Source organism: Thalassospira sp. MIT1004, from assembly GCF_001858545.1.
GTDB lineage: Bacteria > Pseudomonadota > Alphaproteobacteria > Rhodospirillales > Thalassospiraceae > Thalassospira > Thalassospira xiamenensis.
Map to the genome: position 1 here is coordinate 150,055 of NZ_MCAO01000044.1, position 20,584 is coordinate 170,638.

Sequence of the window (20,584 nt, forward strand, 5' to 3'; positions counted from 1 at the left end):
TATTTTTGGCACAACCGCGGTCTGTCGATCAGATCATCCGCGCCGGTTTCGGAATATGCCCCAATATGCTTGATATTCTGGCGATCACCAGCCCCATCTTCCTGATTATCGCACTGGGTTATGTCGCGGTCAGGCAAAATATTATCGCGCAGGATGTGGCGCGCGGCATGGGGGCGTTCGTGATGAATTTTGCCCTACCGGCCCTTCTGGTCAAAACGCTTTCAGGGCGGCCGATTGCCGACATCATTCACGGCGAATTTCTGATTGCCTATGGCGGCGGCTCGTTAATCATTCTGACAATCGGGATTGCCTATACGCGCTTTATCGCCCGGAAATCCTTTGCCAATGCGACCCTGCAGGGTTTGGGCATGTCATTCTCCAATAGCGGATTTATCGGCTATCCGATCGCGCTTCAGGTGCTGGGGCCACCGGCAGCGATAGCATTAACACTGTGCGTGATGATCGAAACGCTGGTGATGATGCCGCTGGTTCTTGTGCTGGGCGACAGTGCGAACAATAACGGACAGGGACGGCTTCAGGTTCTTGGCAAGGCACTAAAAAACCTGTGCAAAACACCTATCATCATCGCGATTTTTGCAGGCCTTTGTCTTTCGCTGACCGGGATTGAACTGCCCGCCCCGGCCCTGAAAGCCATCGACATGCTGGCAATGTCATCGGGACCAGTGGCGCTGTTTGTGATCGGAGCGGGTCTTGTCGGGCTTAAAATCCGGGGTATGCGCGTTGATATGGCGCGGATCGTTACTGGCAAACTGATCCTGCATCCGCTGATCGTATTTTCCCTTGTCTGGCTGATGCCGCCGATGGAGCCGGTCCTGCAAATTGCCGCGGTCAGTTTTGCCTGTTCGCCGATGCTGAGCATCTATGCGGTCTTTGGACAACGTTATGGCCATGAAGGACTCTGTGCCGCATCGCTTATGATCGCAACGTCACTATCCTTCATCACCATATCAACCGCCCTTTGGCTGCTTGACACCACGCAGGTTTTCGGACCTATGCCTTGACATCCCCGGCATGGGCAAGGATTTCTTCGGCCTCGCGGATTTCCTGCTGCTGGGCCCACATTTCGCCATAAAGCCCGTCCTGTGCCAGAAGGTTCTGATGACGGCCGCGTTCGGCGACCTGCCCGTCGCGCAGCACGATGATTTCATCGGCATCAATCACGGTCGAAAGCCGGTGCGCGATCACAAGCGTCGTATGCCCGCGTGACACATCGCGAAGCGCCTGCTGGATATCCTTTTCGGTACGGGTATCAAGGGCCGATGTTGCCTCGTCAAAGATCATGACTTTCGGGCGTTTGAGCAACATGCGCGCAATCGATACACGCTGTTTTTCCCCACCGGAAAGTTTAAGCCCGCGTTCGCCGACCATGGTTTTAAAACCCTGCGGCAAACCGGCGATGAAGCCATCGATGCTGGCGAGTTTGGCCGCATTGGTGATTTCTTCCTTGTCCGCGCCGGGGCGGCCATAAGCGATGTTATAGGCAATCGTATCGTTAAACAGGACCGTATCCTGCGGCACGATACCGATCGAACGACGCAGGGATGTCTGCGACACATCGCGGATATCCTGCCCGTCAATCGTGATCCGACCGCTTGAGACGTCATAGAAACGGAACATCAGGCGGGTCAGGGTCGATTTGCCCGCCCCGCTTGGCCCGACAACAGCAACGGTTTTGCCCGCCGGAACTTCGAAACTGACACCCCTCAGAATCTGACGATCCGGGTTATAGGCGAATTTGACATCCTCGAACCGGATTGCCGCATCCGCACAAACCAACGCGGGTGCCCCAGCCTTGTCTTCGACTTCCTTTTCGACGTCGAGTAACGAAAACATGCGTTCCATGTCGGTCAGCGACTGCTTGATCTGCCGATAGACAAAACCAAGGAAGTTCAGCGGCATGTAAAGCTGCAACAAATAGGTGTTCACCAGCACAAAGTCGCCAATGGTCATGTTGCCATCCTGAACACCCTTGGCCGCCAGAAGCATGTTCAGAACCAGACCAACCGCAATGATGGCACCCTGCCCGATATTGAGCTTGGACAGGGATTCCTGCGACTTCACCGCCGCCGTTTCGTAACCGCGCAAGGCATTGTCGTAACGCCGGGATTCGTGATCCTCGTTATTGAAATACTTGACCGTTTCATAATTGATCAGACTGTCGATGGCCTTGGTGTTGGCTTCGTCATCGCGCTGGTTCATTTCGCGGCGGAACTTCATGCGCCATTCGGTCACGATCAGGGTGAACGCGATATAGATCACGATGGTGACAAACGTGATCAGCGCGAACCAGAAATCATAAAGCACCCACAGAATGCCCGACACCATGAAGATTTCAAGCAGGGTCGGCAGAATGTTGAACAGCATGAAGGACAGAAGGAATTCAATCCCCTTGACCCCGCGTTCAATCGCGCGCGAAAGCCCGCCCATCTGACGATCCAGATGGAACCGAAGCGACAGGGCATGTAAATGTTCAAAAACGCCAAGGGCGGATGTCCGGATGGCACGTTGCGCGACCTTGGCAAAGACGGCATCGCGCAATTCCCCGAAGGCCGAGGATAAAACCCGCACCAGCCCATAGGCGACAATCATCCCCACCGGCACAACAATCAGGGATGTCGCATCGGCACCACCGGACGAAGCACCGGCCTTGCCACCGCCGTCAAGCGCATCGACGGCGTATTTATACAAAACCGGGACATAAACGTTGGCGACCTTCGCCCCGACCAGAAACAGCAGGGCGATAACCACACGGACCTTGAGCTCGAACTCGCCACGCGGCCAAAGATACGGCAGAAAAGTTTTAACAACACCAAATTCAGCGCGGGCTGATGGCTGGTTATCACCCATATTTTTCAAGTTTTTATCCCCTGGTGGGTACCATGTGACGTGTCCGACACAGCCCCGGCTTTCCGATTGACGTCCCGCTTTCCCAAAACAACAGATGGCCCGTAATCAACGATTTGGCAAGCAAGTCGGACAAGAAAGCATGTCTTGCCGTCTACGGAATAGTTCGCAAAACATTGATTTATCGTTCCTAGATGATTGCAGTTACGCGGTCAGAGGGATATTTTGTCAAATTGTCGATAAAATTGCGATAAGCCCGCCCCGGGAATTCCGGCCTGCGGGACATCTTCAAGGAACGGAACCAGGACCATGACGGCACTTGCCAGCATCGAAACCCAGGACATCGCAGCACTGATGCACGACATGGGCATCAATGCCCGTGAAGCTTCGCTGAAACTGGCACAGGTCCCGTCCGAACCAAAAACCGCTGCCCTTAAGGCCGCCGCCCGGAAACTCCGCGAAAATGCCGATATCATTCTGGCCGCCAATGCACGCGACATGGAAGCAGGCCGTGCAAAGGGCCTGACGCCAGCATTGCTTGATCGTCTTGCGCTTGACCCTGCACGCATCGAAAGCATGGCGTCCGGGGTCGAAGCAGTTGCCGACCTTCCCGATCCGGTTGGTCGCGAACTTGCCCGCTGGAGCCCCGAACGCAACGGGCTCGATATCGCGCGCGTGTCTGTGCCGCTTGGCGTGATCGGCATCATTTATGAAAGCCGCCCGAATGTGACGGCCGATGCCGGTGCCATGTGCATCAAATCGGGCAATGCCGCCATCCTGCGCGGTGGTTCGGAAAGCTTCCATTCATCCCGCGCGATTTTTGACTGCATGCTTGCCGGTATTCTCGATGCCGGTTTGCCCGAACATGCGCTTCAGATGATCCCGGTGACGGATCGCGCCGCCGTTGGCGAGATGCTGAAACTGTCCGATTACATCGACGTCATCGTCCCGCGCGGCGGCAAGTCGCTGATATCGCGCATTACCGATGAAAGCCGGATTCCCCTGTTCAAGCATCTGGAAGGGCTTTGCCATACCTATGTCCATGCCAGTGCGGATGTGACCAAAGTCGTCGATATCGTGGTGAATGCCAAGATGCGCCGGACCGGCATTTGCGGTGCGACCGAAACCATCCTGATTGATCAGGTGGTTGCCGATGATCTGTTGCCGAAAATTGCCGCTGCCCTTGCCGACAAGGGATGTGAAATGCGTGGGGACGCCAGCGCGCAAAAGGCAGACACCCGCATCCTGCCTGCCACGGACGATGATTGGATCACCGAATATCTTGATGCCATTGTGTCGATCAAGGTCATCAATGGCGTCGAAGAAGCGGTCAACCATATCAACACATATGGATCGCATCATACCGACGCCATTTTGGCCGAGGATACCGATGCGACCGCGACGTTCCTCAATGGTGTTGATTCCGGCATCGTGATCGTCAATGCATCGACACAGTTCGCTGATGGCGGCGAATTTGGCATGGGGGCCGAGATTGGCATTTCGACGGGCAAGCTGCATGCACGCGGCCCGGTCGGAGTCGAACAGCTGACCAGCTATAAATACATCGTGCGCGGCACCGGCCAGACCCGCCCATGAGTTTTTCGACGCCCAGAAGTCATAGTGCCCCGCCCCGCGTCGGATTGCTGGGCGGGTCGTTTAACCCGGCGCATGAAGGGCATCTGCATATATCGCTGGAAGCCTTGAAAACCCTGCAACTTGATGCAGTCTGGTGGCTGGTGTCGCCGCAAAACCCGCTCAAGCCCGCCCAGGGTATGGCCGACCTTGCCGACCGGTTCGATTCGGCGCTGATGATGGCAAAGCATCCCCGCATTGTTGTTTCTGCAATTGAATCAGAACTGGGAACCCGTTATACGGCCGACACTCTCGCAGCTTTGCAGCGTCGTTTTACCCGAACGCGGTTCGTATGGCTGATGGGGGCGGACAATCTGGCCCAGTTTCATAAATGGAAATGGTGGGACAGGTTGATTTTGCGCGCTCCCATTGCGGTTCTTGACCGCGAGGGGTATTCTAACAAGGCATTGTCCGGGACGGCAGCCAAGCGTATGGAACGCTGGCGCATCCCATCGGACAGGGCGGGTTTGCTGGCCGATCTCGATGTTCCGGCCTGGGTTTACCTGCCAATAAAGCGCCATCCGGCTTCTTCGACCGCAATCCGCGCCGAAGGCAGATGGCAGGTTTGACCGGCGGGAGTTCCCCGGATCCGAAACGGATCGGGCTCTCTTGCGTAAATTGAGGTGGCGACCATAGGTACCGCAAAAAAGACTCTGACCCCGGGCGAGCTTCTTGCCCTTATCCAGAGCACGCTCGAAGACGACAAGGCCGAAGACCTTGTCACCATTAATCTGATCGATAAAACCTCCCTTGCCGATCATATGATCATTGCAACCGGGTCATCCTCCAGACGGGTGGCGTCGATGGCAGAGCATATTGTCGAAAAGCTGAAAGAAGCAGGTCAGGGCCGTGCCCAGGCCGAAGGCAAGGAACAGGGCGACTGGGTTCTGGTTGATGCCGGCGATGTCATCGTCCATCTGTTCCGCCCGGAAGTTCGCGCTTTCTACAACATAGAACAGATGTGGGGCGTTGAAAATCCGGCGCTTAAACAGCAGGCGGCGCGACTGTATTAATACAGTCCGCCCCGGTTTGCCCTGACCACCGCGGGGATTGGCCATCGGTGGTCCCCTTGCGGGCCGGAGCCAGATCGGAAAGATGCAAATTACCCTTGCTGCGGTGGGCCGAATGAAAAACGGCCCCGAGAAAGATCTTTTTGACCATTACGCAGCCCGCCTGCGCTGGCCCTTTGCCGTGCGGGAAGTCGAAGAGAAGAAAAAGCTGCCCCCCAATCAGCTCAAAGACCGCGAGGCGGAGCTTTTACTGGGCGTCATCCCCGAAAATGCCTTTTTGATCGCACTTGACGAGCATGGCCGCGAATATGGCTCCATCGATTTTGCCGCAAAGCTTGAAGGCTGGATCGATCAATATGCCGGAAATATCGCCTTTGCCATTGGCGGGGCCGACGGGCATGGGGACGCTATCAAAACACGCGCCAATACGCTTTGGTCGCTTGGCAAGGCAACATGGCCCCATATGCTGGTGCGCGCCCTTATTGCCGAGCAGCTTTTCCGCGCCCACGCCATCCAGACCAACCACCCCTATCACCGGGAATAATCCCCAAAGTCACCAAAAGCATTGGTTCCCCCACTCTTGGATAAGTTGTTTCAAAATTTGTCCATGGGTATTTCTCTATCTGTTTGAGTAGGGGAATTAACGATGCAAAACAGATACTTAAAGATTGCCGCCGCTATCGGTTTGGCAATGCTGACCGGCGCGTGCGCAGCTTCGCGTAGCGTTGTCGAAATTCAGGAACCGGCCAAAATTGAGAACCCGGCGACTGGGCCGGCCGTTAAAATCGTTTCGGTCGAAGACAAACGCCAATTCGAGATTGATCCGTCAACACCGGATATCCCGTCGCTGTCGAATGACGAGATTGATGATGTCACCTTTACATCGCGTGCCTATGCCCGAAAACGCAACACCTACGGAATGGCACTGGGAGATGTTTTGCTACCCGAAGGCAAAACCGTTGCCGATGCCGTCAACAAGGCAATCTCCAACGGCTTCAAACAGGCCGGATACCGTGTTCTTGAACCGGGGGACGCCGAATATGACAGCGCCGACTCCGTCGATGCCGACCTGATCAAGTTCTGGTCATGGTTCGAACCCGGTTTCTGGCAGGTCACGGTGCATAACAAGTCCGAAGTGACGTTGAAGGGCAACGAACTGAACAAGGGCGAACCGGTTACAGTCACCGACAGCTATCAGGAAAAGATGCAGATGGTCCTCGACAGCGACTGGCAAAGCAGTGCTGTTAATGCCCTACGCGAACTTTCCTCAAAGATTACCGAAAAACTGGAAACGCTTAAGTAACCGGCTTTAACGCAAATCATACTGCATGCGCACGACACCGGACTTGTAGTGCTCCGATGCCACCAGTTTCAGTGTCGTGCCCACAGCATCCCGGCCAAACAGCCGGATGCCATCACCGAGAATTTCGGGGATGATGAACATTTCAAGCTGATCGACAAGGCCGCCAAACAGGAATTGGGTCACAACACTGGCCCCACCGACGATCCAGATATCACCGGTATCGGACCTGTCATCGCGAAGCTGGCTTGCCAGTTCCACAAGACTACCGCCATAGGCCTCTGTATTGGCCGGGCGGTTATCGGGCAAATCGCGCGATGTCAGCACAATCGTGCGGCGATCTTCATAGGGCCAGTCGCCAAATTCCATCACCTGATCAAAGGTTTTTCGCCCGATGATCAGTGTTCCCACGGTGCCCAGAAAGCCCTCGAAATTGAACTCGGCCGGATCGAATTGATCAAGCCAGTCAACCGCGCCATTGGCGCGCGCGATATAGCCATCCAGACTGACCGCGATATAGATGCGGAACAGTTTCTTTTTCATGCTTTGCCCAACCTGTTCGGGGTCTTTGCCCCGTTTTTGATTTCTCAATGATATCAGATTGCAGGCGCAAGGTGGCAAGAATCAGGCCGGATGAAAAACACCCCCGAAACGGTGGCTTCGAGGGTGTTTGGTCGGTATTTCAAACTGTCAGCTCAACATTCGACCACGTTGACATTGACCGCTAGCCCGCCCTGGCTGGTTTCCTTGTATTTGCTTTGCATATCAATGCCGGTCTGGCGCATGGTTTCGATTACCTTATCGAGTGACACGGTATGCTGACCATCACCGCGCATTGCCAGACGGGCAGCATTGATCGCCTTGACCGCCCCCATGGTGTTGCGTTCGATGCAGGGTACCTGCACCAGACCGCCAATCGGATCACAGGTCAGGCCAAGGTTGTGTTCCATGCCAATTTCGGCGGCGTTTTCAACCTGTTCGGGTGTACCGCCCATGACGGCACAAAGCGCTCCTGCCGCCATTGAGCAAGCCACTCCGACCTCACCCTGGCAACCGACTTCGGCGGCCGAAATCGACGCACGCTTTTTATAGATCGAACCAATGGCCGCCGCCGTTAACAGGAATTCGCGTATTTTGCCCTGTGTCACATTGGCCCCGAACCGTTCGTAATAGCGCAGCACGGCGGGAATAACACCCGCCGCCCCGTTGGTCGGGGCGGTCACGACGCGCGAACCGGCAGCATTTTCTTCGTTAACCGCAAGGGCATAAAGATTGACCCAGTCGATCACGGTCAACGGGTCCTTAAGCCCCGCTTCTGGCCGTTCCGTCAGTTCAAGGTAAAGTTTGCGCGCACGCCGTTTGACATTCAACCCGCCGGGCAGAATGCCATCGGTTTTGCAGCCACGCTCAATACAATCCATCATCGCGCGATGCACGCGGTCGACAAATTCCTCGGTCTCGGCAGGTTCACGCCAGCTTTTTTCGTTTTCGGCCATGACTTCGGCAATCGACAGCTTTTCCTTTTTACAGATCGCCATCAGTTCATCGGCCGAGGAAAAGGGATAAGGCAGCGTGATATTATCGCCGGAATATTCCGCGCCGCGATCATCGCCCGAGACGATAAACCCACCCCCAACCGAAAAATATTCCTGTTTGTGCAAAACAACACCATCACGGTCAAAGGCGGTGATCCGCATGCCATTGGGATGTTCGGGCAGGCTTTCGGTCATATGGAAAACAAGGTTGGTATCCCGGTTGAAAGCAACCGGGTGCGCGCCGTAAAGCTGTAATGCGTGATCTTTATCAATCGCATCCATTGTCGGTGCGATCCGGTCTGGATCAACCGAACGCGGTCGTTCCCCCGAAAGCCCCATGATCACCGCGGTATCGGTGGCATGGCCCTTGCCGGTCAGAGCAAGCGATCCGTAAAGATCGACAATCACCGAGCCGATTTTTTCCAAAAGATTCCGGGCTTCGAGTTCCAGACAGAACCGATAGCCCGCGCGCATCGGGCCTACCGTATGCGAACTCGATGGGCCAATCCCGATGGTATAAAGATCGACAACGGAAAGATTAACGTCTTGCGGACGCTGCTTATTTTCTTCGGTCAAATGGGCCTCCCACGGCTCTTTGTCATGCGGATCAATGCCACATGACGTTATAGAACCGGTGTCTTGCCCCCTCTGTCCCTTGACCTGAGATTGTGCGCCCTGTTGCCAAAAACAAAGAAGTCTTTGACGCCATGGCTTCATCCTTCGGTGGAAATATGGTGCCGGGCGTTGGCCCCGTACCGCTTTCTCTCTCCAGAGCCTCAATCCGCAACGGTCCATCTGCCTGAGAGTTTTCGGGGCTATTGCTCCTTCGGCGCCGATCTGATCGCGGGATCAAAGCGGGCTCTCCCATCGCGGTTATTCGAGGTATCACCGTAACGCCCGAGATTACAGGCAGGTGATGATCCTTGTCAAAAAGCGACTTTGCAAGCGCACAAAAAATACCCGGTCGGAAGGCTGTTCAATACCGGCATTCATGATAGATTGCGCGTTGAAAATGCTATGATTGGCAGCGTCTGATGGCGGACCCACCGCGCCCGGCGTCTTTGTACGGATGGCAAAATTACCGGAAAATAACCATCTTTACCGGTAATTCAGCCTTTTACCTTATTTCGTGTACTTTAGTTCGTGGGATTATGATTGTGACTGTATCAAATACCGTAAAGCGCCCGCGTCCGGTGGTGCTGTGCATTCTGGATGGCTGGGGTTATCGCGAGGAAAGCAAGGACAATGCGGTTGCATTGGCGAATACCCCTGTTTGGGACGCGCTTTATGCCAACAATCCGACCGGCTTTCTGAAAGCCTGCGGTCTTGATGTCGGCCTGCCCGAAGGACAGATGGGCAATTCCGAAGTCGGCCATATGAATCTTGGTGCCGGCCGGGTTGTGATGCAGGAACTGCCAAAAATTGACGAGGCTGTCAAAACCGGTTCGATCGCAGATACCGATACGGTCAAAAAGGTTATCGCCAAGCTGAAAGAAAGCGGGGGTGTCTGTCATATCGCCGGGCTTCTGTCCGAAGGCGGGGTGCATTCCCATCAGGCCCATATGGCGGCCCTTGCCAAAATCATCGCATCGGCCGGTGTGCCGGTAAAAATCCATGCCTACCTGGATGGCCGCGATACCGCCCCCAAAAGTGCCGCCAAATTCCTTGAAAAATTCCGCGCACTGATCGGTGATGCCAATGTTGAAATCGTGACCGTCACCGGGCGCTATTACGCGATGGACCGCGACAATCGCTGGGAACGAGTCAGCCAGGCCTATTTCACGATGGTAAAGGGCAAGAATTACGCCGATGGCCGCACCGCTGAAAGTGCCGAAGCCGCAATCAGGGCAGCCTATGATGCCGACACCACGGATGAATTCGTTCTGCCGACCGTGATTGGCGATTATGCCGGCATGAAAGACGGCGACGGGCTTTTGATGACCAATTTCCGGGCCGACCGCGCGCGTGAAATTCTGGCCGCGATCTGCGGACCGGACTTTGACGGGTTTGACCGTGGCACCCCGATCAGATTTGCTGTGCAGGCCGGTATGGTTGAATATTCATCCGACCATGCAAAATATATGGATGCGATCTATCCGCCGCAGGTGTTGCCAAATATCTTTGGTGAAGTCGTTTCCAAGGCTGGCATGAAGCAGTTGCGCATCGCGGAAACCGAAAAATATCCGCATGTGTCCTTCTTCTTTAACGGCGGCGAAGAACAGGTTTTCGAAGGCGAAGACCGTATTCTGGTGCCATCGCCCAAGGTCGCGACCTATGATTTGCAGCCGGAAATGTCGGCCCCGGAAGTGACCGAAAAGCTGGTGGCGGCGATCAGGGCTGAAACCTATGACGCGATCATTCTGAACTTTGCCAACCCCGACATGGTCGGCCATAGCGGCATTTTGTCCGCCGCGATGAAGGCCGCCGAAGCGGTCGATACCTGCCTTGGACAGGTTGTTGATGCGGTTAAATCGGTGGGCGGCGTGATGTTCGTTACCGCCGATCACGGGAACTGTGAGATGATGGTGGATCCGGAAACCGGCGAGCCGCACACCGCGCATACGCTTAATCTGGTGCCGACCATTCTGGTGAATGGACCCGAAGGCGCGACACTGGAAAATGGTCGACTGGCCGATGTGGCACCGACTTTATTGCAGCTTCTCGGGCTACCGCAACCGGCGGAAATGACCGGCAAACCGTTGATCAAGGGTTTGAAAGGGAATGATGCGCTTCTTGCGAACTGATCTGCGTTCCAAGACCGCCCTGCCTGCGCTGGCTGTGATTGCAGCCATGATCGCGGGCGGGGCAGCGCCGTCTTTTGCCCAGTCGCTACGCAAGGTCGACAGTCAGCTTGATAAACTTGAAAGCCAGTTGTCAGAGCAGCAAAAGCAGGAAGAATTCCTGGCGCGCAAATCGCGCGAACTCTGGACCGAGGAACAGGCGCTTCAATCCGAAGCCATTTCGGTCGCCAGACGCGCCCAGCGCCTTGAAACAACCCTGACCGATCTTGAAGATCAGCTTGCCGAACTTGAAGTGCGCGAAAAGCGGGCCGCCACCAGCCTTGAAGACAAAGCCGGGCAATATGCCCGCATCCTGATGGCCTTGCAGCGTTTGTCGACCACCCCGCCCGAAGCTGTGATCGCCCTTCCGACCAGCCCGCAGGATACATTGCGGTCAGCCATCCTGTTAAAGGCCGCCCTGCCCGGTGTTGAACAGCATGCGCGCGATTTGCGCGCCGAGCTTGAAGAAATCGGCACCCTTCGCGAAGACATCCGCACGCGCCGCAGCGAAATGGCAGCCGCCACCAAAGAATTACAGGCAGAGCGCCAGTCACTGGCCGCCCTGCTTAACGAAAAGCGCAAACTGCGTTCGGAAACCGAGGCCGAGGCCAAAATGGCATCGCGTGCCGTCAATGAACTGGCGACCGAGGCAAAATCATTGGGCGATCTTCTGGAAAGCCTGAAAAAGCGGGCGGAAGGCGTTCCCGAACCTCGCATGAAACCGGAACGCCAGATCGCCAAGCGCACGGAACCCAAACCGGCCCCGGCCCCATCGACAATTGCCCGAAACGAGCCGCCCGCCACCCCTGCGGAAAAAACAGCCCCTGCCAGCAAGACATCATCGGCAAATGATGAAGAGCTTTCTGTCGGCAGTTCGATCACGTTGGCACACGGACAATTGCGTATGCCCGCAAGCGGCAAGGTCGTTACATTGTTTGGTGAACGGTCCCGCGGACCGGACGGATTGGCGGTTACACATTCCAAAGGGATCGAGATCGACACACGCCCAAACGCGCAGGTCGTATCGCCCTTTGACGGCAAAGTTGTATTCGCCGGGCCCTTCCGTGGCTATGGCCGCCTCTTGATTATCGAACACGGCGAAGGATACCATAGCCTTATCGCTGGTTTTGATCGGCTCGACAGTGTGGTAGGACAATATCTGTTGGCGGGTGAACCTGTTGGAATAATGGGTGAATTATCGCCTAAACTCTATCTGGAGATGCGCCATGACGGTGAAGCGATCAATCCGCTTCCCTGGCTGGCCTCGAAAAACGGCAAGGTAAGTGGATGAAAACCTCTCGATTGGCAGTATTCGCACTCGCTACCGGCATGACTTTGGGCCTTGCTTCGCCCGCGCTGGCGCAATCTTCACCAACAACATCAGCCGAAACCTATCGGCTGCTGAACCTGTTTGGCGATGTGTTTGAACAGGTGAAATCGAAATATGTCGAAGAAGTCGATGACAAGCAGCTGATCGAAGCAGCCATCAACGGCATGCTGACATCGCTTGATCCACATTCCTCCTATCTGAATATGGATAATTTCGAGGAAATGCAGGTCGATACCCGCGGTGAATTCGGTGGGCTTGGTATCGAAGTCACGATGGAAGAAGGCTTTGTCAAAGTCATTTCCCCGATTTATGACACGCCCGCCGAAAAGGCCGGTTTGCAACCTGGTGACTTCATCACCCATATCGACGGCAAACCGATCCGTGGTCTTGGCCTGAACGAAGCGGTTGAAATGATGCGCGGCAAGGTCAATACAGACATTATCCTGACCATCATGCGCAAGGGTGAAACCGCACCGTTTGATGTCACCCTGACCCGGGCCGTGATCAAGATTCAGTCGGTTAGATCCGAAGCAAAGGATGATGTCGGATATATCCGTATCACCAAATTCAACGAGCAGACCTTTAGCGGCCTGCAACGTGCGATCACCGAGTTGCGCGATCAGATCGGCCCGGAAATCAAGGGCCTTGTGATTGACATGCGCAACAATCCTGGTGGTTTGCTCGATCAGGCGATTTCGGTTTCGGACGCCTTCCTTGATAAGGGTGAAATCGTATCAACCCGCCCGCGCGATACCGAAAATACCGAACGTTACAATGCCCGTCCGGGCGATCTTGCCGACGGACTTCCCATGATCGTTCTGATCAATGACGGTTCGGCATCCGCATCCGAAATCGTTGCCGGTGCCCTTCAGGATCACCGCCGCGCGGTCATCATGGGAACACGCAGTTTCGGCAAGGGATCGGTTCAGACAATCCTTCCGATGCCCGGCAATGTGGCACTGCGTCTGACCACGGCTCGCTATTACACGCCGTCGGGCAAATCGATCCAGGAAGTCGGCATCGTGCCTGACATCATTGTCCCGCAGGCCCGTGTCGAAAGCATCGAAGCCGCCCAGCGCCGATCCGAAGCCGATCTGAATGGTGCATTGCGCAACGAGGATGAAACCATCAGCAACGCCGAAAGCGATGCCAATGATCGCCGCAATGCTGCCGAGGAAATAGCGCTGGAAGATTATCAGCTGTCCCGTGCACTTGATATGATCCGGGGCATCGCCCTGTTCGCACCCCGCCCGCAAGGGTGAGGTGCGATCCGCAGACCGAAAGAGACTGACCTTTCGTGATCAGGAAACTCATAAAATCCTTACGGTTTGGCCGAAAGAAGGAACGGGGTCCTCTTGATGACATGGGCGACCCTGAAACAGATGATGTTTCAGACGCTCTGTCGGACGAGGATCTTCCCTTTAACGAGCTGCCGATCGAGGTTCAATGGGAACGTCTGCCAAAGCATCCGCCATCACGGCGCTGGTGGCTGTCAAAACTCCTGATCATTGCGCTGTTTTTAAGCCCGATTGCCGCGGCGGGTGTCGGACTTATCCCGATCCTTGATCCTGAAACCGGCTGGCGGCTGTTTCATCTTGGATCACCCAAAACCATCGTCGCCGTTCCCGGGACCGAGCGCGAGCTTCAGGAAGAAATCGCCAAAGGTGTGCGCGACGTCGAAGAACGCACACGCGCCGAGCAGGAAGCACTGGCCAAAGCCGCTAGTGATCCCAACAATCCGCAAAGTGCCGAAGACATCGCCAGACAGCTTGAAGGCGTTTCAGATCTGGTTGGCACCCCCGGTCAGGAGGGCGCAGTGGATGGCACGACAACACCAACCCCGGAAGAACTCGCCGCCCTTGCCGAAGAAGGTGCACTTGATCAGCCGATAGAACCCGATCCCCTGCGCCCGGCTCCGCTTCCTGGTCTGGATGAAGAAGGCAGTTTCGGTCGTATTCCGCGGATTGCCGATGATGGCACAACGCCGTTTGATGCCTATAAACGGCCCTTCGAACGGGTTGAAGGCCAGCCCTATGTCGCGATCATCGTGACCGGTATAGGCCTGAACAGCACCAGAACGAAGGCGGCAATCGAAGATTTGCCGCTGAACATTTCGCTGGCGCTGTCGCCCTATGCCAACAATCTGCAACAGGTCGCCGCCGATGCCCGCGCCATGGGCCACGAGATATTCTTGCAGTTGCCGATGGAGCCGATCGACTTCCCGCTATCTGATCCCGGTCCGCGCGCGCTTTTGACCAGCCTGCCGGAAGGGGAAAACCTTGTGCGACTTGAATGGTTGCTCGCACGGTTCCCGGGCTACGCGGGTGTCGTCAGTTATCTTGGGTCGAAGTTCGGAAGCCTCGATAGCGCCATCCGTCCAGTGATCGAATTCGTCGACCGGACCGGTCTTATGTATGTTGAAGGTACCAATTCCGGGTCCGTGAGCCTTGGCGCGCAATTGGCATCGAATGCCGATAGTCCGAATGCCGTTGGCAACATCATGATCGACGAAATTCCAAGTCGCCGACAAATCGACGCCCGGCTTAACGATCTGGTCGAACTGGCAAAAAGCAACGGCGTTGCCGTCGGAATTGCGCAATCCTATCCGGTGACCATACAGCGCCTTCGGAACTGGTCGTCACGACTTGCCCGCCAGGGCGTTCAGCTTGCACCGGTTTCGGCGCTTGCAAAATTGCAGGTCACACCGCAGTCTGCGGACGAGGCGGAAGCCGCCCGGCGTGACGCCGCATTGGCCGAAGAACGCGCCCAAAAGGATGCCGCCCCGTCCGATACTGGTGACGGCGAAAGTGAAACAATCGAAAATTGATGACACCGCCACCGTATGCGGTTTGTCAGGGGGTATTGATGGCGAAGAAATCGGGCGGCAAATCAAAGAAGGCAGCCAAAGCCGACGATGATCAGAAGGCCGGGGATCAGAAGATAAAAACCGGCAGCACGGACAAATCAACGCTGACCGCAGAAGACCTGCCTTATCGCCCCTGTGTCGGGATCGCACTTTTTAACGATGAGGGACAGGTCTGGATCGGCAACCGGATCGGGTTTGAAGGCGCATGGCAATTGCCACAGGGCGGGATAGATGATGGCGAAACCGCCGAACAGGCAGCGCTTCGCGAATTGTCCGAAGAAATCGGCACCGACAAGGCGGAAATCGTTGCCGAAACGCCCGACTGGCTGACCTATGATTTACCCGATCACCTGATTGGCAAGGCATTTGGCGGCAAGTATCGCGGCCAGAAACAGAAATGGTTTGCCATGCACTTTACGGGCAAGGAAAAACATATCAAAATTGATGTTCCCCATCCTGAATTTGATGCATGGCGCTGGACCGATTTCGGAACTTTGCCCGATCTGATTGTCCCGTTCAAAAGACCGGTTTATTTGCAACTTGTCGAAATATTTCGTGATGTACCTCAAAGAATTCGAAATTTGGGGACGGCATAAGACGCCACGTTATCTCTTGATCAATACGCTCAAATCGATAGATTGCAGAAAATCAAGATACATCAGAAGTTTAGAGGAGTTCTAAGATGGGTGCGGATCGCTTGATCTTCGGTGTCCTGACGATTGTGGTGGGGATTTTCGGCCTGTTCTATGCTTCGGGATCACATGATGGATATTCCTATTTTGTGGGCCTGGCATTGTTCTTTGGTGCGGTGCTGTTCATGTTCGCACTGATCAAGGGACATTATGACCAGCTGGAAAAAGACGGGCATAAATAAGGTCTGCCGCCGAGATATCGGTCGACATCGCCTTTGAGGTTTTCTTTCGGGACCGGGCACGTTATGGATCAGAGTATGAGCAATACACACTGGGATCCTGTTCGTTACGGTCTTTTTGGCGATGAACGTCGCCGCCCGGCAAAAGACCTGATTGCCCGTCTGCCCAAACCGGCGGATGGCTTTTTGCCACGTCACATTGTCGATCTTGGCTGCGGGCCGGGATCCATCACCGCGTTGCTTGATCAGGCGTATCGCACACCGGAAAATCCCGATGTCCAGATTGTCGGGATCGATTCTTCAGCAGAAATGTTGGAAACAGCCGCCAAGCGCGACGAGAATATCGAATGGCAACAGGCCGATATCGCGCAATGGGAACCGGATAGCCCGGTTGATATCCTGTTTTCCAATGCCGCCCTGCAATGGATTCCCGAACATGCCAAACTGTTCCCCCGCCTGACACGGTTTTTGCGTCCCGGCGGACTGTTGGCCATTCAGGTGCCGAACAATTTCCTGGCACCCAGTCATCAGTTGATTGGCGAAGCCGGAATTGAATGGCGCGATGCGGTTGCCGGGGCGACCCAGCAAATCCGGATCATGCGACCGGGCGACTATTTTGATGTCCTGTCCGCCGATTGCGATGCCATTGACCTGTGGCAGACCCAGTATTGCCATGTCCTGCATGGGGAAGACCCCGTTTTCGACTGGACATCATCGACCGCCTTGCGCCCGGTTCTTGCCGCCCTGCCCGATGATGATGCGCGCGCCGCATTTTGTGAAAAATACAAAACCCGCTTGAAACAGGTCTATCCGCCGCGTGATGATGGCGTCACACTGTTTCCATTCAACCGGTTATTCATGATCGCCCGCAAACGCGACGCATAAATTCGACGCTAAAGTCTCTATTGGCGGGCATTACAAACGGAGCACCCCATGCCCGCCTTCCGTGACCATTTTATTCCCTGTTGCGGCTATGAAATTCATGTCAGGACGTGGGGCGATCCCCAAAAACCAGCCCTTGTCATGAGCCACGGTCTGGCGCGACTGGCCGATGATTTTGATCATGTCGCGCCGCATTTCACTGATACGTATTTTGTCCTGTGCCCGTCCATGATCGGACGCGGGCTTTCGGGATGGGCCAAGAATCCCGACCGGGAATATACCCTGCCCTTCTATGTCGCACAGACCTTCGAAATGCTTGAACATTTCAGGATTTCAAGCTGCAAGTGGATCGGAACGTCAATGGGCGGGTTGATCGGGCTTGCCATGACCGCCGAAGCCGCCGGATGGATCGAAAAGCTGGTTTTAAATGACATCGGACCGGAACTTGACACTGCGGCAGTCGCACGGATCAAATCCTATGTCGGGGCCACCCCGGAATTTGAAACGATCCATGATGTCGAAGAAATCGTCAAACTGATCTATGCGCCGTTTGGCATCACCGACGAAGCCACCTGGTCATTTATTTCCGCGCGCTCGGTGCGACGTCTGCCGAACGGAAATTTCATGATGCATTATGATCCCGAAGTCATGCGCGTCTTTGCCGAACATATTGATTCTTTTGATGCATGGGATCAATTCAACGCTATTTCTTGCCCGGTGATGCTGATCAGCGGTGCGAAATCTGATCTGATTCCCCCCGCCATTGTCGAAAAAATGCGGGAACAAAAACCGGAAATGCCGATTTTAACTGTAGCAAATTGCGGACATGCACCCCATTTGAATGACGAGGAACAGATAAAAGCCATCAAGGCGTTCCTTGCCGACTGACAAACCGGGGCCGGAAACATCCAGAATTTGTTTGCACAAGGGGATGTGCACCAGTTGCGATCAGGTTGTCGGAACACGAGATATGCATGTATCAAGTCCAATTGCGTGGTCTGTTGCGATTCTTGCCGTTGCCGCGACAACGGGCGGTTTTTCGCACGCAGCCCGTGCCCAGTCGATCCAGCCCGCCACGCCAGATGAAACCGGTGTGACAATTGGCATGCCCCAGACTGACAGTTCGCCAAATTCACTGGTCCCCGGAATACTGCCCGCCGCGCTGCCTGGCGGGATGAGCAATTATTTCGCCCCTCGTCGAAATCACGGCATTGTCCTGAACAATCCATCCACCGATGGGGAAAGTGACCCATCGCTTCTGTGGTTTGAAATCGACAGCCAGCCAACGACTAACAACGGCATTGCGGCCCAGTTCGGAATTGGCTACGCCCCACGCCCGGATCTGGGCTTTGCCTTTGGCCCGGTTTTCGAACTGAATGGCCCGATCGGGCAAAGCATTGGCACCGACCAACGCAATGATTTTGATGTCACCCCCACGCACCACCCCGGTAGCTTTTACCGCCATAACTTTTCGGGCAATCCCGGCAACCCTTCGGGGACGGATGATGCGGGCATTGCCGCCAGCCTGTCCTATATGCCGTTTCAGGATATCTGGATCGGGTTACATGGTCGATTGACCAGTGATCTTGCCCCTGATCCGAATACCGGTGCGCTTGATCGCTTTGACGCGATGCTGGGTCTGACAGCCGGATATCGCCTGGAATTCTAGGATCAGCCCCCCTTAATTTGGCCGTGATCTTTTACGAAATGCTCAATTCCCCTTTTGCCTGCCCGAACGAGGCTGTATGACTCCTAGAAGGATCATCAGGAAAAGACGAAACGCCGCATGACAAGAATGCCAGCACCGATAGACGGGCCGAATGCCGATGCCTTTTCCGCCTGCAACGACCTTGCCGCGGCAAAAAATGCCAATCTTTACCGTGCGGCCATGCGCCTTGGCCCGGAACGGCAGCGTTTCTTTCTGGCGGCCTATGCATCGATGCGGGTGATCGACGATATTGTCGATGACGGCTTCCTTGAACTGACCGATCATGAACGCGACTATGCCCGCGAAGACACCCTGATTGCGATTGATCACTGGCAGCAGCAAATCCAGGCTGCCAAGATCGATGGCGATAACCCCCATCCCGAAAGCGGCCCGCTCAGCCAGCAGGTATTTGATGCCCTGCGTCTGACTTTGGGCCGAAGCGACCTGGAAGTTGATCCGTGGGTTGATCTGGCCGATGCATTGCGCCGCGATGTTGCCGAAGACCCGATGGATGAATGGGACAATTTCATCGCCTATTGCGAGGGGGCAACCGCCGCCCCGGCATCGATTTTTGTCTATCTGCTATCGGCACGATTCGATAACGAAATCGGATATACATCCCCTCTGACCAACCCACCGCTTTATCATGCGCGCGACATGGCGATTTTCTGTTACGTGGTGCATATCCTGCGCGACCTTCCAGACGATATCAAAGGCCCGGACAGGCTGGTGACGATACCAGCCGAAATCCTGATTGCCGCCGATATCACGCTTGGCGAAATCCGCAATGCCATCGGGCAGAAGAAATATGACGAACTTGACCGCCTGGGCACTATTCTGCTGGAACGCGCATGGGAACATTTTGAAACCGGGCAGGCCCGGTCGGCAGAACTTCTGGCGATCCTTGATGCGGAAGAAACCGACACCCTGTCACGCCTGTTTGCCGTCTATATCGAACTGGCCAGTGCGATGATGGATAACGGATATGCGGCGTTCCTGAAGGACCGCGACACAATCATCGCGCAAACCGCCAACAACAGCCTTCCCGGATAACAAAGACCCCGCCGATTGGCGGGGCCCGGGCGATCACATCGCGTGCGGCAAAATCCATATTCCGCTGAACGAATCAACCGATGACCAAAGCCAGATCGACGAAGACCAGATCCGTCGCGGCGTTCTGAAAGTCGATGCGGCGGAGTAAGATGGTCTTACCCAAGGTATTAAAAAATATACCTTTCTTGCCGTGCTGAGCTTTTTCCGGGAACTTTTTCCGGGTTTTTGGAAAATAGTTCTTGATTTGTTCTTTTTCTTGTGGCATAAAGATAAAGTCAACAGGACAAATGGGCCCCGAGACAAAACCCGCAAAGCGTGATTCGCTTTTGCGGGTTTTTTGCGTTTCGGGCGGCAAAAACAGGAATGAGACGATGACAGGGCAGCGATCTGACGGGATGAAATGGCGGGGACAGTATCGCCAAAGGGACGTTCATGGCGCTTGGAAAAGTCATTATGGGGGTGGTGCGATCAGGCCGTAAGGCCGTCGGATATTTGCGAAAAACTGTGGTTTATCATGACGGGAGAGTTGTGCCCTTGGGGCAAGGGCGTTTGAACGGGGCAGCGAGAGCCGGGGCCAATTTGGTTCGGTCCAATTCAGCCCGGTCGGTGAAGCGTGACAATGCCGAGAATCAGCGGGCCCGAATTGCGCCCGGATTGGATCGGCACGGGGTCGGCTGGCCGGGTTGCCGGGATTGGCTGGCGGGGATCGGCTGGCAGGATCGGTTGCCAGCGGGCCGATGGATTCGTTTGGA

At 55.3% G+C, this 20,584-nt stretch carries 20 protein-coding genes and 2 riboswitches; of the genes, 16 read left to right on the forward strand and 4 right to left on the reverse strand.

What is annotated here, in order from left to right:
• The first annotated feature begins 65 nt into the window (after positions 1-65).
• Positions 66-1,022: an AEC family transporter gene (locus BC440_RS18170; RefSeq protein WP_071240859.1), complete on the forward strand. Its 957-nt coding sequence runs from the start codon at positions 66-68 to the stop codon at positions 1,020-1,022.
• Here BC440_RS18170 and BC440_RS18175 read toward each other — a convergent pair.
• Positions 1,012-2,868, reverse strand: coding sequence for an ABC transporter ATP-binding protein/permease (locus tag BC440_RS18175; protein WP_071240924.1), 1,857 nt, complete (start codon positions 2,866-2,868; stop codon positions 1,012-1,014). The genes BC440_RS18170 and BC440_RS18175 overlap by 11 nt on opposite strands.
• Before the next feature lie 306 nt (positions 2,869-3,174).
• On the opposite strand from BC440_RS18175, the gene BC440_RS18180 reads away from it, so the two are divergent.
• From BC440_RS18180 to BC440_RS18200, 5 genes are all read left to right on the forward strand, one after another.
• A complete protein-coding gene (locus tag BC440_RS18180; RefSeq protein WP_037990525.1) occupies positions 3,175-4,461 on the forward strand; it encodes a glutamate-5-semialdehyde dehydrogenase in 1,287 nt (428 codons plus the stop codon).
• On the forward strand, positions 4,458-5,066 hold the full coding sequence (locus BC440_RS18185; protein ID WP_007089092.1) for a nicotinate-nucleotide adenylyltransferase: 609 nt from the start codon (positions 4,458-4,460) through the stop codon (positions 5,064-5,066). The genes BC440_RS18180 and BC440_RS18185 overlap by 4 nt, the downstream gene beginning before the upstream one ends.
• 54 nt (positions 5,067-5,120) lie before the next feature.
• The gene (gene rsfS / locus BC440_RS18190; RefSeq protein WP_007089093.1) at positions 5,121-5,510 is read left to right on the forward strand and encodes a ribosome silencing factor; all 390 of its coding nucleotides are present in this window, start codon (positions 5,121-5,123) and stop codon (positions 5,508-5,510) included.
• Positions 5,511-5,592: 82 nt separating this feature from the next.
• On the forward strand, positions 5,593-6,051 hold the full coding sequence (rlmH, locus tag BC440_RS18195; RefSeq protein WP_007089094.1) for a 23S rRNA (pseudouridine(1915)-N(3))-methyltransferase RlmH: 459 nt from the start codon (positions 5,593-5,595) through the stop codon (positions 6,049-6,051).
• Positions 6,052-6,153: 102 nt separating this feature from the next.
• Entirely contained in the window at positions 6,154-6,810 is a 657-nt protein-coding gene (locus BC440_RS18200) for a hypothetical protein (protein WP_083379425.1), read from the forward strand.
• 6 nt (positions 6,811-6,816) lie between these two features.
• On the opposite strand, the gene BC440_RS18205 is transcribed toward BC440_RS18200, so the two are convergent.
• Both BC440_RS18205 and BC440_RS18210 read right to left on the reverse strand, forming a co-directional pair.
• Positions 6,817-7,350 carry a dihydrofolate reductase family protein gene (locus BC440_RS18205; RefSeq protein ID WP_071240860.1) on the reverse strand — a complete coding sequence of 178 codons (534 nt, stop codon included), beginning with the start codon at positions 7,348-7,350 and terminating at the stop codon, positions 6,817-6,819.
• A gap of 152 nt (positions 7,351-7,502) precedes the next feature.
• On the reverse strand, positions 7,503-8,918 hold the full coding sequence (locus BC440_RS18210) for an L-serine ammonia-lyase (RefSeq protein WP_007089097.1): 1,416 nt from the start codon (positions 8,916-8,918) through the stop codon (positions 7,503-7,505).
• Between the two features lie 70 nt (positions 8,919-8,988).
• Positions 8,989-9,116, reverse strand: a riboswitch (glycine riboswitch).
• 3 nt (positions 9,117-9,119) lie between these two features.
• Positions 9,120-9,219, reverse strand: a riboswitch (glycine riboswitch).
• Between the two features lie 274 nt (positions 9,220-9,493).
• Here BC440_RS18210 and gpmI point away from each other — a divergent pair.
• From gpmI to BC440_RS18260, 10 genes are all read left to right on the forward strand, one after another.
• Positions 9,494-11,086, forward strand: coding sequence for a 2,3-bisphosphoglycerate-independent phosphoglycerate mutase (gene gpmI / locus BC440_RS18215; RefSeq protein WP_071240861.1), 1,593 nt, complete (start codon positions 9,494-9,496; stop codon positions 11,084-11,086).
• Entirely contained in the window at positions 11,064-12,413 is a 1,350-nt protein-coding gene (locus BC440_RS18220) for a peptidoglycan DD-metalloendopeptidase family protein (RefSeq protein ID WP_247643601.1), read from the forward strand. The genes gpmI and BC440_RS18220 overlap by 23 nt, the downstream gene beginning before the upstream one ends.
• A gap of 38 nt (positions 12,414-12,451) precedes the next feature.
• Positions 12,452-13,714, forward strand: coding sequence for a S41 family peptidase (locus tag BC440_RS18225; RefSeq protein ID WP_110252604.1), 1,263 nt, complete (start codon positions 12,452-12,454; stop codon positions 13,712-13,714).
• A 101-nt stretch (positions 13,715-13,815) separates the two neighbouring features.
• On the forward strand, positions 13,816-15,279 hold the full coding sequence (locus tag BC440_RS18230; RefSeq protein ID WP_071240862.1) for a divergent polysaccharide deacetylase family protein: 1,464 nt from the start codon (positions 13,816-13,818) through the stop codon (positions 15,277-15,279).
• Positions 15,280-15,317: 38 nt separating this feature from the next.
• Entirely contained in the window at positions 15,318-15,914 is a 597-nt protein-coding gene (locus BC440_RS18235; protein WP_083379426.1) for an RNA pyrophosphohydrolase, read from the forward strand.
• Between the two features lie 86 nt (positions 15,915-16,000).
• Positions 16,001-16,192, forward strand: coding sequence for a hypothetical protein (locus tag BC440_RS18240; RefSeq protein ID WP_007089103.1), 192 nt, complete (start codon positions 16,001-16,003; stop codon positions 16,190-16,192).
• A 75-nt stretch (positions 16,193-16,267) separates the two neighbouring features.
• Complete coding sequence (locus BC440_RS18245) at positions 16,268-17,074, forward strand: methyltransferase domain-containing protein (protein WP_007089104.1); 807 nt, start codon at positions 16,268-16,270, stop codon at positions 17,072-17,074.
• A 48-nt stretch (positions 17,075-17,122) separates the two neighbouring features.
• Positions 17,123-17,959, forward strand: a complete 837-nt coding sequence (locus tag BC440_RS18250; RefSeq protein ID WP_071240863.1) for an alpha/beta hydrolase — start codon at positions 17,123-17,125, stop codon at positions 17,957-17,959.
• Between the two features lie 82 nt (positions 17,960-18,041).
• On the forward strand, positions 18,042-18,740 hold the full coding sequence (locus tag BC440_RS18255; RefSeq protein WP_071240864.1) for a hypothetical protein: 699 nt from the start codon (positions 18,042-18,044) through the stop codon (positions 18,738-18,740).
• A gap of 117 nt (positions 18,741-18,857) precedes the next feature.
• Positions 18,858-19,832, forward strand: a complete 975-nt coding sequence (locus BC440_RS18260; protein WP_071240865.1) for a squalene/phytoene synthase family protein — start codon at positions 18,858-18,860, stop codon at positions 19,830-19,832.
• A 73-nt stretch (positions 19,833-19,905) separates the two neighbouring features.
• On the opposite strand, the gene BC440_RS18265 is transcribed toward BC440_RS18260, so the two are convergent.
• Complete coding sequence (locus BC440_RS18265) at positions 19,906-20,187, reverse strand: hypothetical protein (RefSeq protein ID WP_071240866.1); 282 nt, start codon at positions 20,185-20,187, stop codon at positions 19,906-19,908.
• Positions 20,188-20,584: the final 397 nt, after the last annotated feature.

What these genes read in the sequence shown, in the direction of transcription:
- BC440_RS18170 (WP_071240859.1), top strand. Translation starts at nt 66, where the DNA reads ATGCTTGATATTCTGGCGATCACCAGCCCCATCTTCCTGATTATCGCA.
- BC440_RS18175 (WP_071240924.1), bottom strand. Translation starts at nt 2,868, where the DNA reads ATGGGTGATAACCAGCCATCAGCCCGCGCTGAATTTGGTGTTGTTAAA.
- BC440_RS18180 (WP_037990525.1), top strand. Translation starts at nt 3,175, where the DNA reads ATGACGGCACTTGCCAGCATCGAAACCCAGGACATCGCAGCACTGATG.
- BC440_RS18185 (WP_007089092.1), top strand. Translation starts at nt 4,458, where the DNA reads ATGAGTTTTTCGACGCCCAGAAGTCATAGTGCCCCGCCCCGCGTCGGA.
- rlmH (WP_007089094.1), top strand. Translation starts at nt 5,593, where the DNA reads ATGCAAATTACCCTTGCTGCGGTGGGCCGAATGAAAAACGGCCCCGAG.
- BC440_RS18200 (WP_083379425.1), top strand. Translation starts at nt 6,154, where the DNA reads ATGCAAAACAGATACTTAAAGATTGCCGCCGCTATCGGTTTGGCAATG.
- BC440_RS18205 (WP_071240860.1), bottom strand. Translation starts at nt 7,350, where the DNA reads ATGAAAAAGAAACTGTTCCGCATCTATATCGCGGTCAGTCTGGATGGC.
- gpmI (WP_071240861.1), top strand. Translation starts at nt 9,494, where the DNA reads ATGATTGTGACTGTATCAAATACCGTAAAGCGCCCGCGTCCGGTGGTG.
- BC440_RS18220 (WP_247643601.1), top strand. Translation starts at nt 11,064, where the DNA reads ATGATGCGCTTCTTGCGAACTGATCTGCGTTCCAAGACCGCCCTGCCT.
- BC440_RS18225 (WP_110252604.1), top strand. Translation starts at nt 12,452, where the DNA reads ATGACTTTGGGCCTTGCTTCGCCCGCGCTGGCGCAATCTTCACCAACA.
- BC440_RS18230 (WP_071240862.1), top strand. Translation starts at nt 13,816, where the DNA reads ATGGGCGACCCTGAAACAGATGATGTTTCAGACGCTCTGTCGGACGAG.
- BC440_RS18235 (WP_083379426.1), top strand. Translation starts at nt 15,318, where the DNA reads ATGGCGAAGAAATCGGGCGGCAAATCAAAGAAGGCAGCCAAAGCCGAC.
- BC440_RS18240 (WP_007089103.1), top strand. Translation starts at nt 16,001, where the DNA reads ATGGGTGCGGATCGCTTGATCTTCGGTGTCCTGACGATTGTGGTGGGG.
- BC440_RS18245 (WP_007089104.1), top strand. Translation starts at nt 16,268, where the DNA reads ATGAGCAATACACACTGGGATCCTGTTCGTTACGGTCTTTTTGGCGAT.
- BC440_RS18250 (WP_071240863.1), top strand. Translation starts at nt 17,123, where the DNA reads ATGCCCGCCTTCCGTGACCATTTTATTCCCTGTTGCGGCTATGAAATT.
- BC440_RS18255 (WP_071240864.1), top strand. Translation starts at nt 18,042, where the DNA reads ATGCATGTATCAAGTCCAATTGCGTGGTCTGTTGCGATTCTTGCCGTT.
- BC440_RS18260 (WP_071240865.1), top strand. Translation starts at nt 18,858, where the DNA reads ATGACAAGAATGCCAGCACCGATAGACGGGCCGAATGCCGATGCCTTT.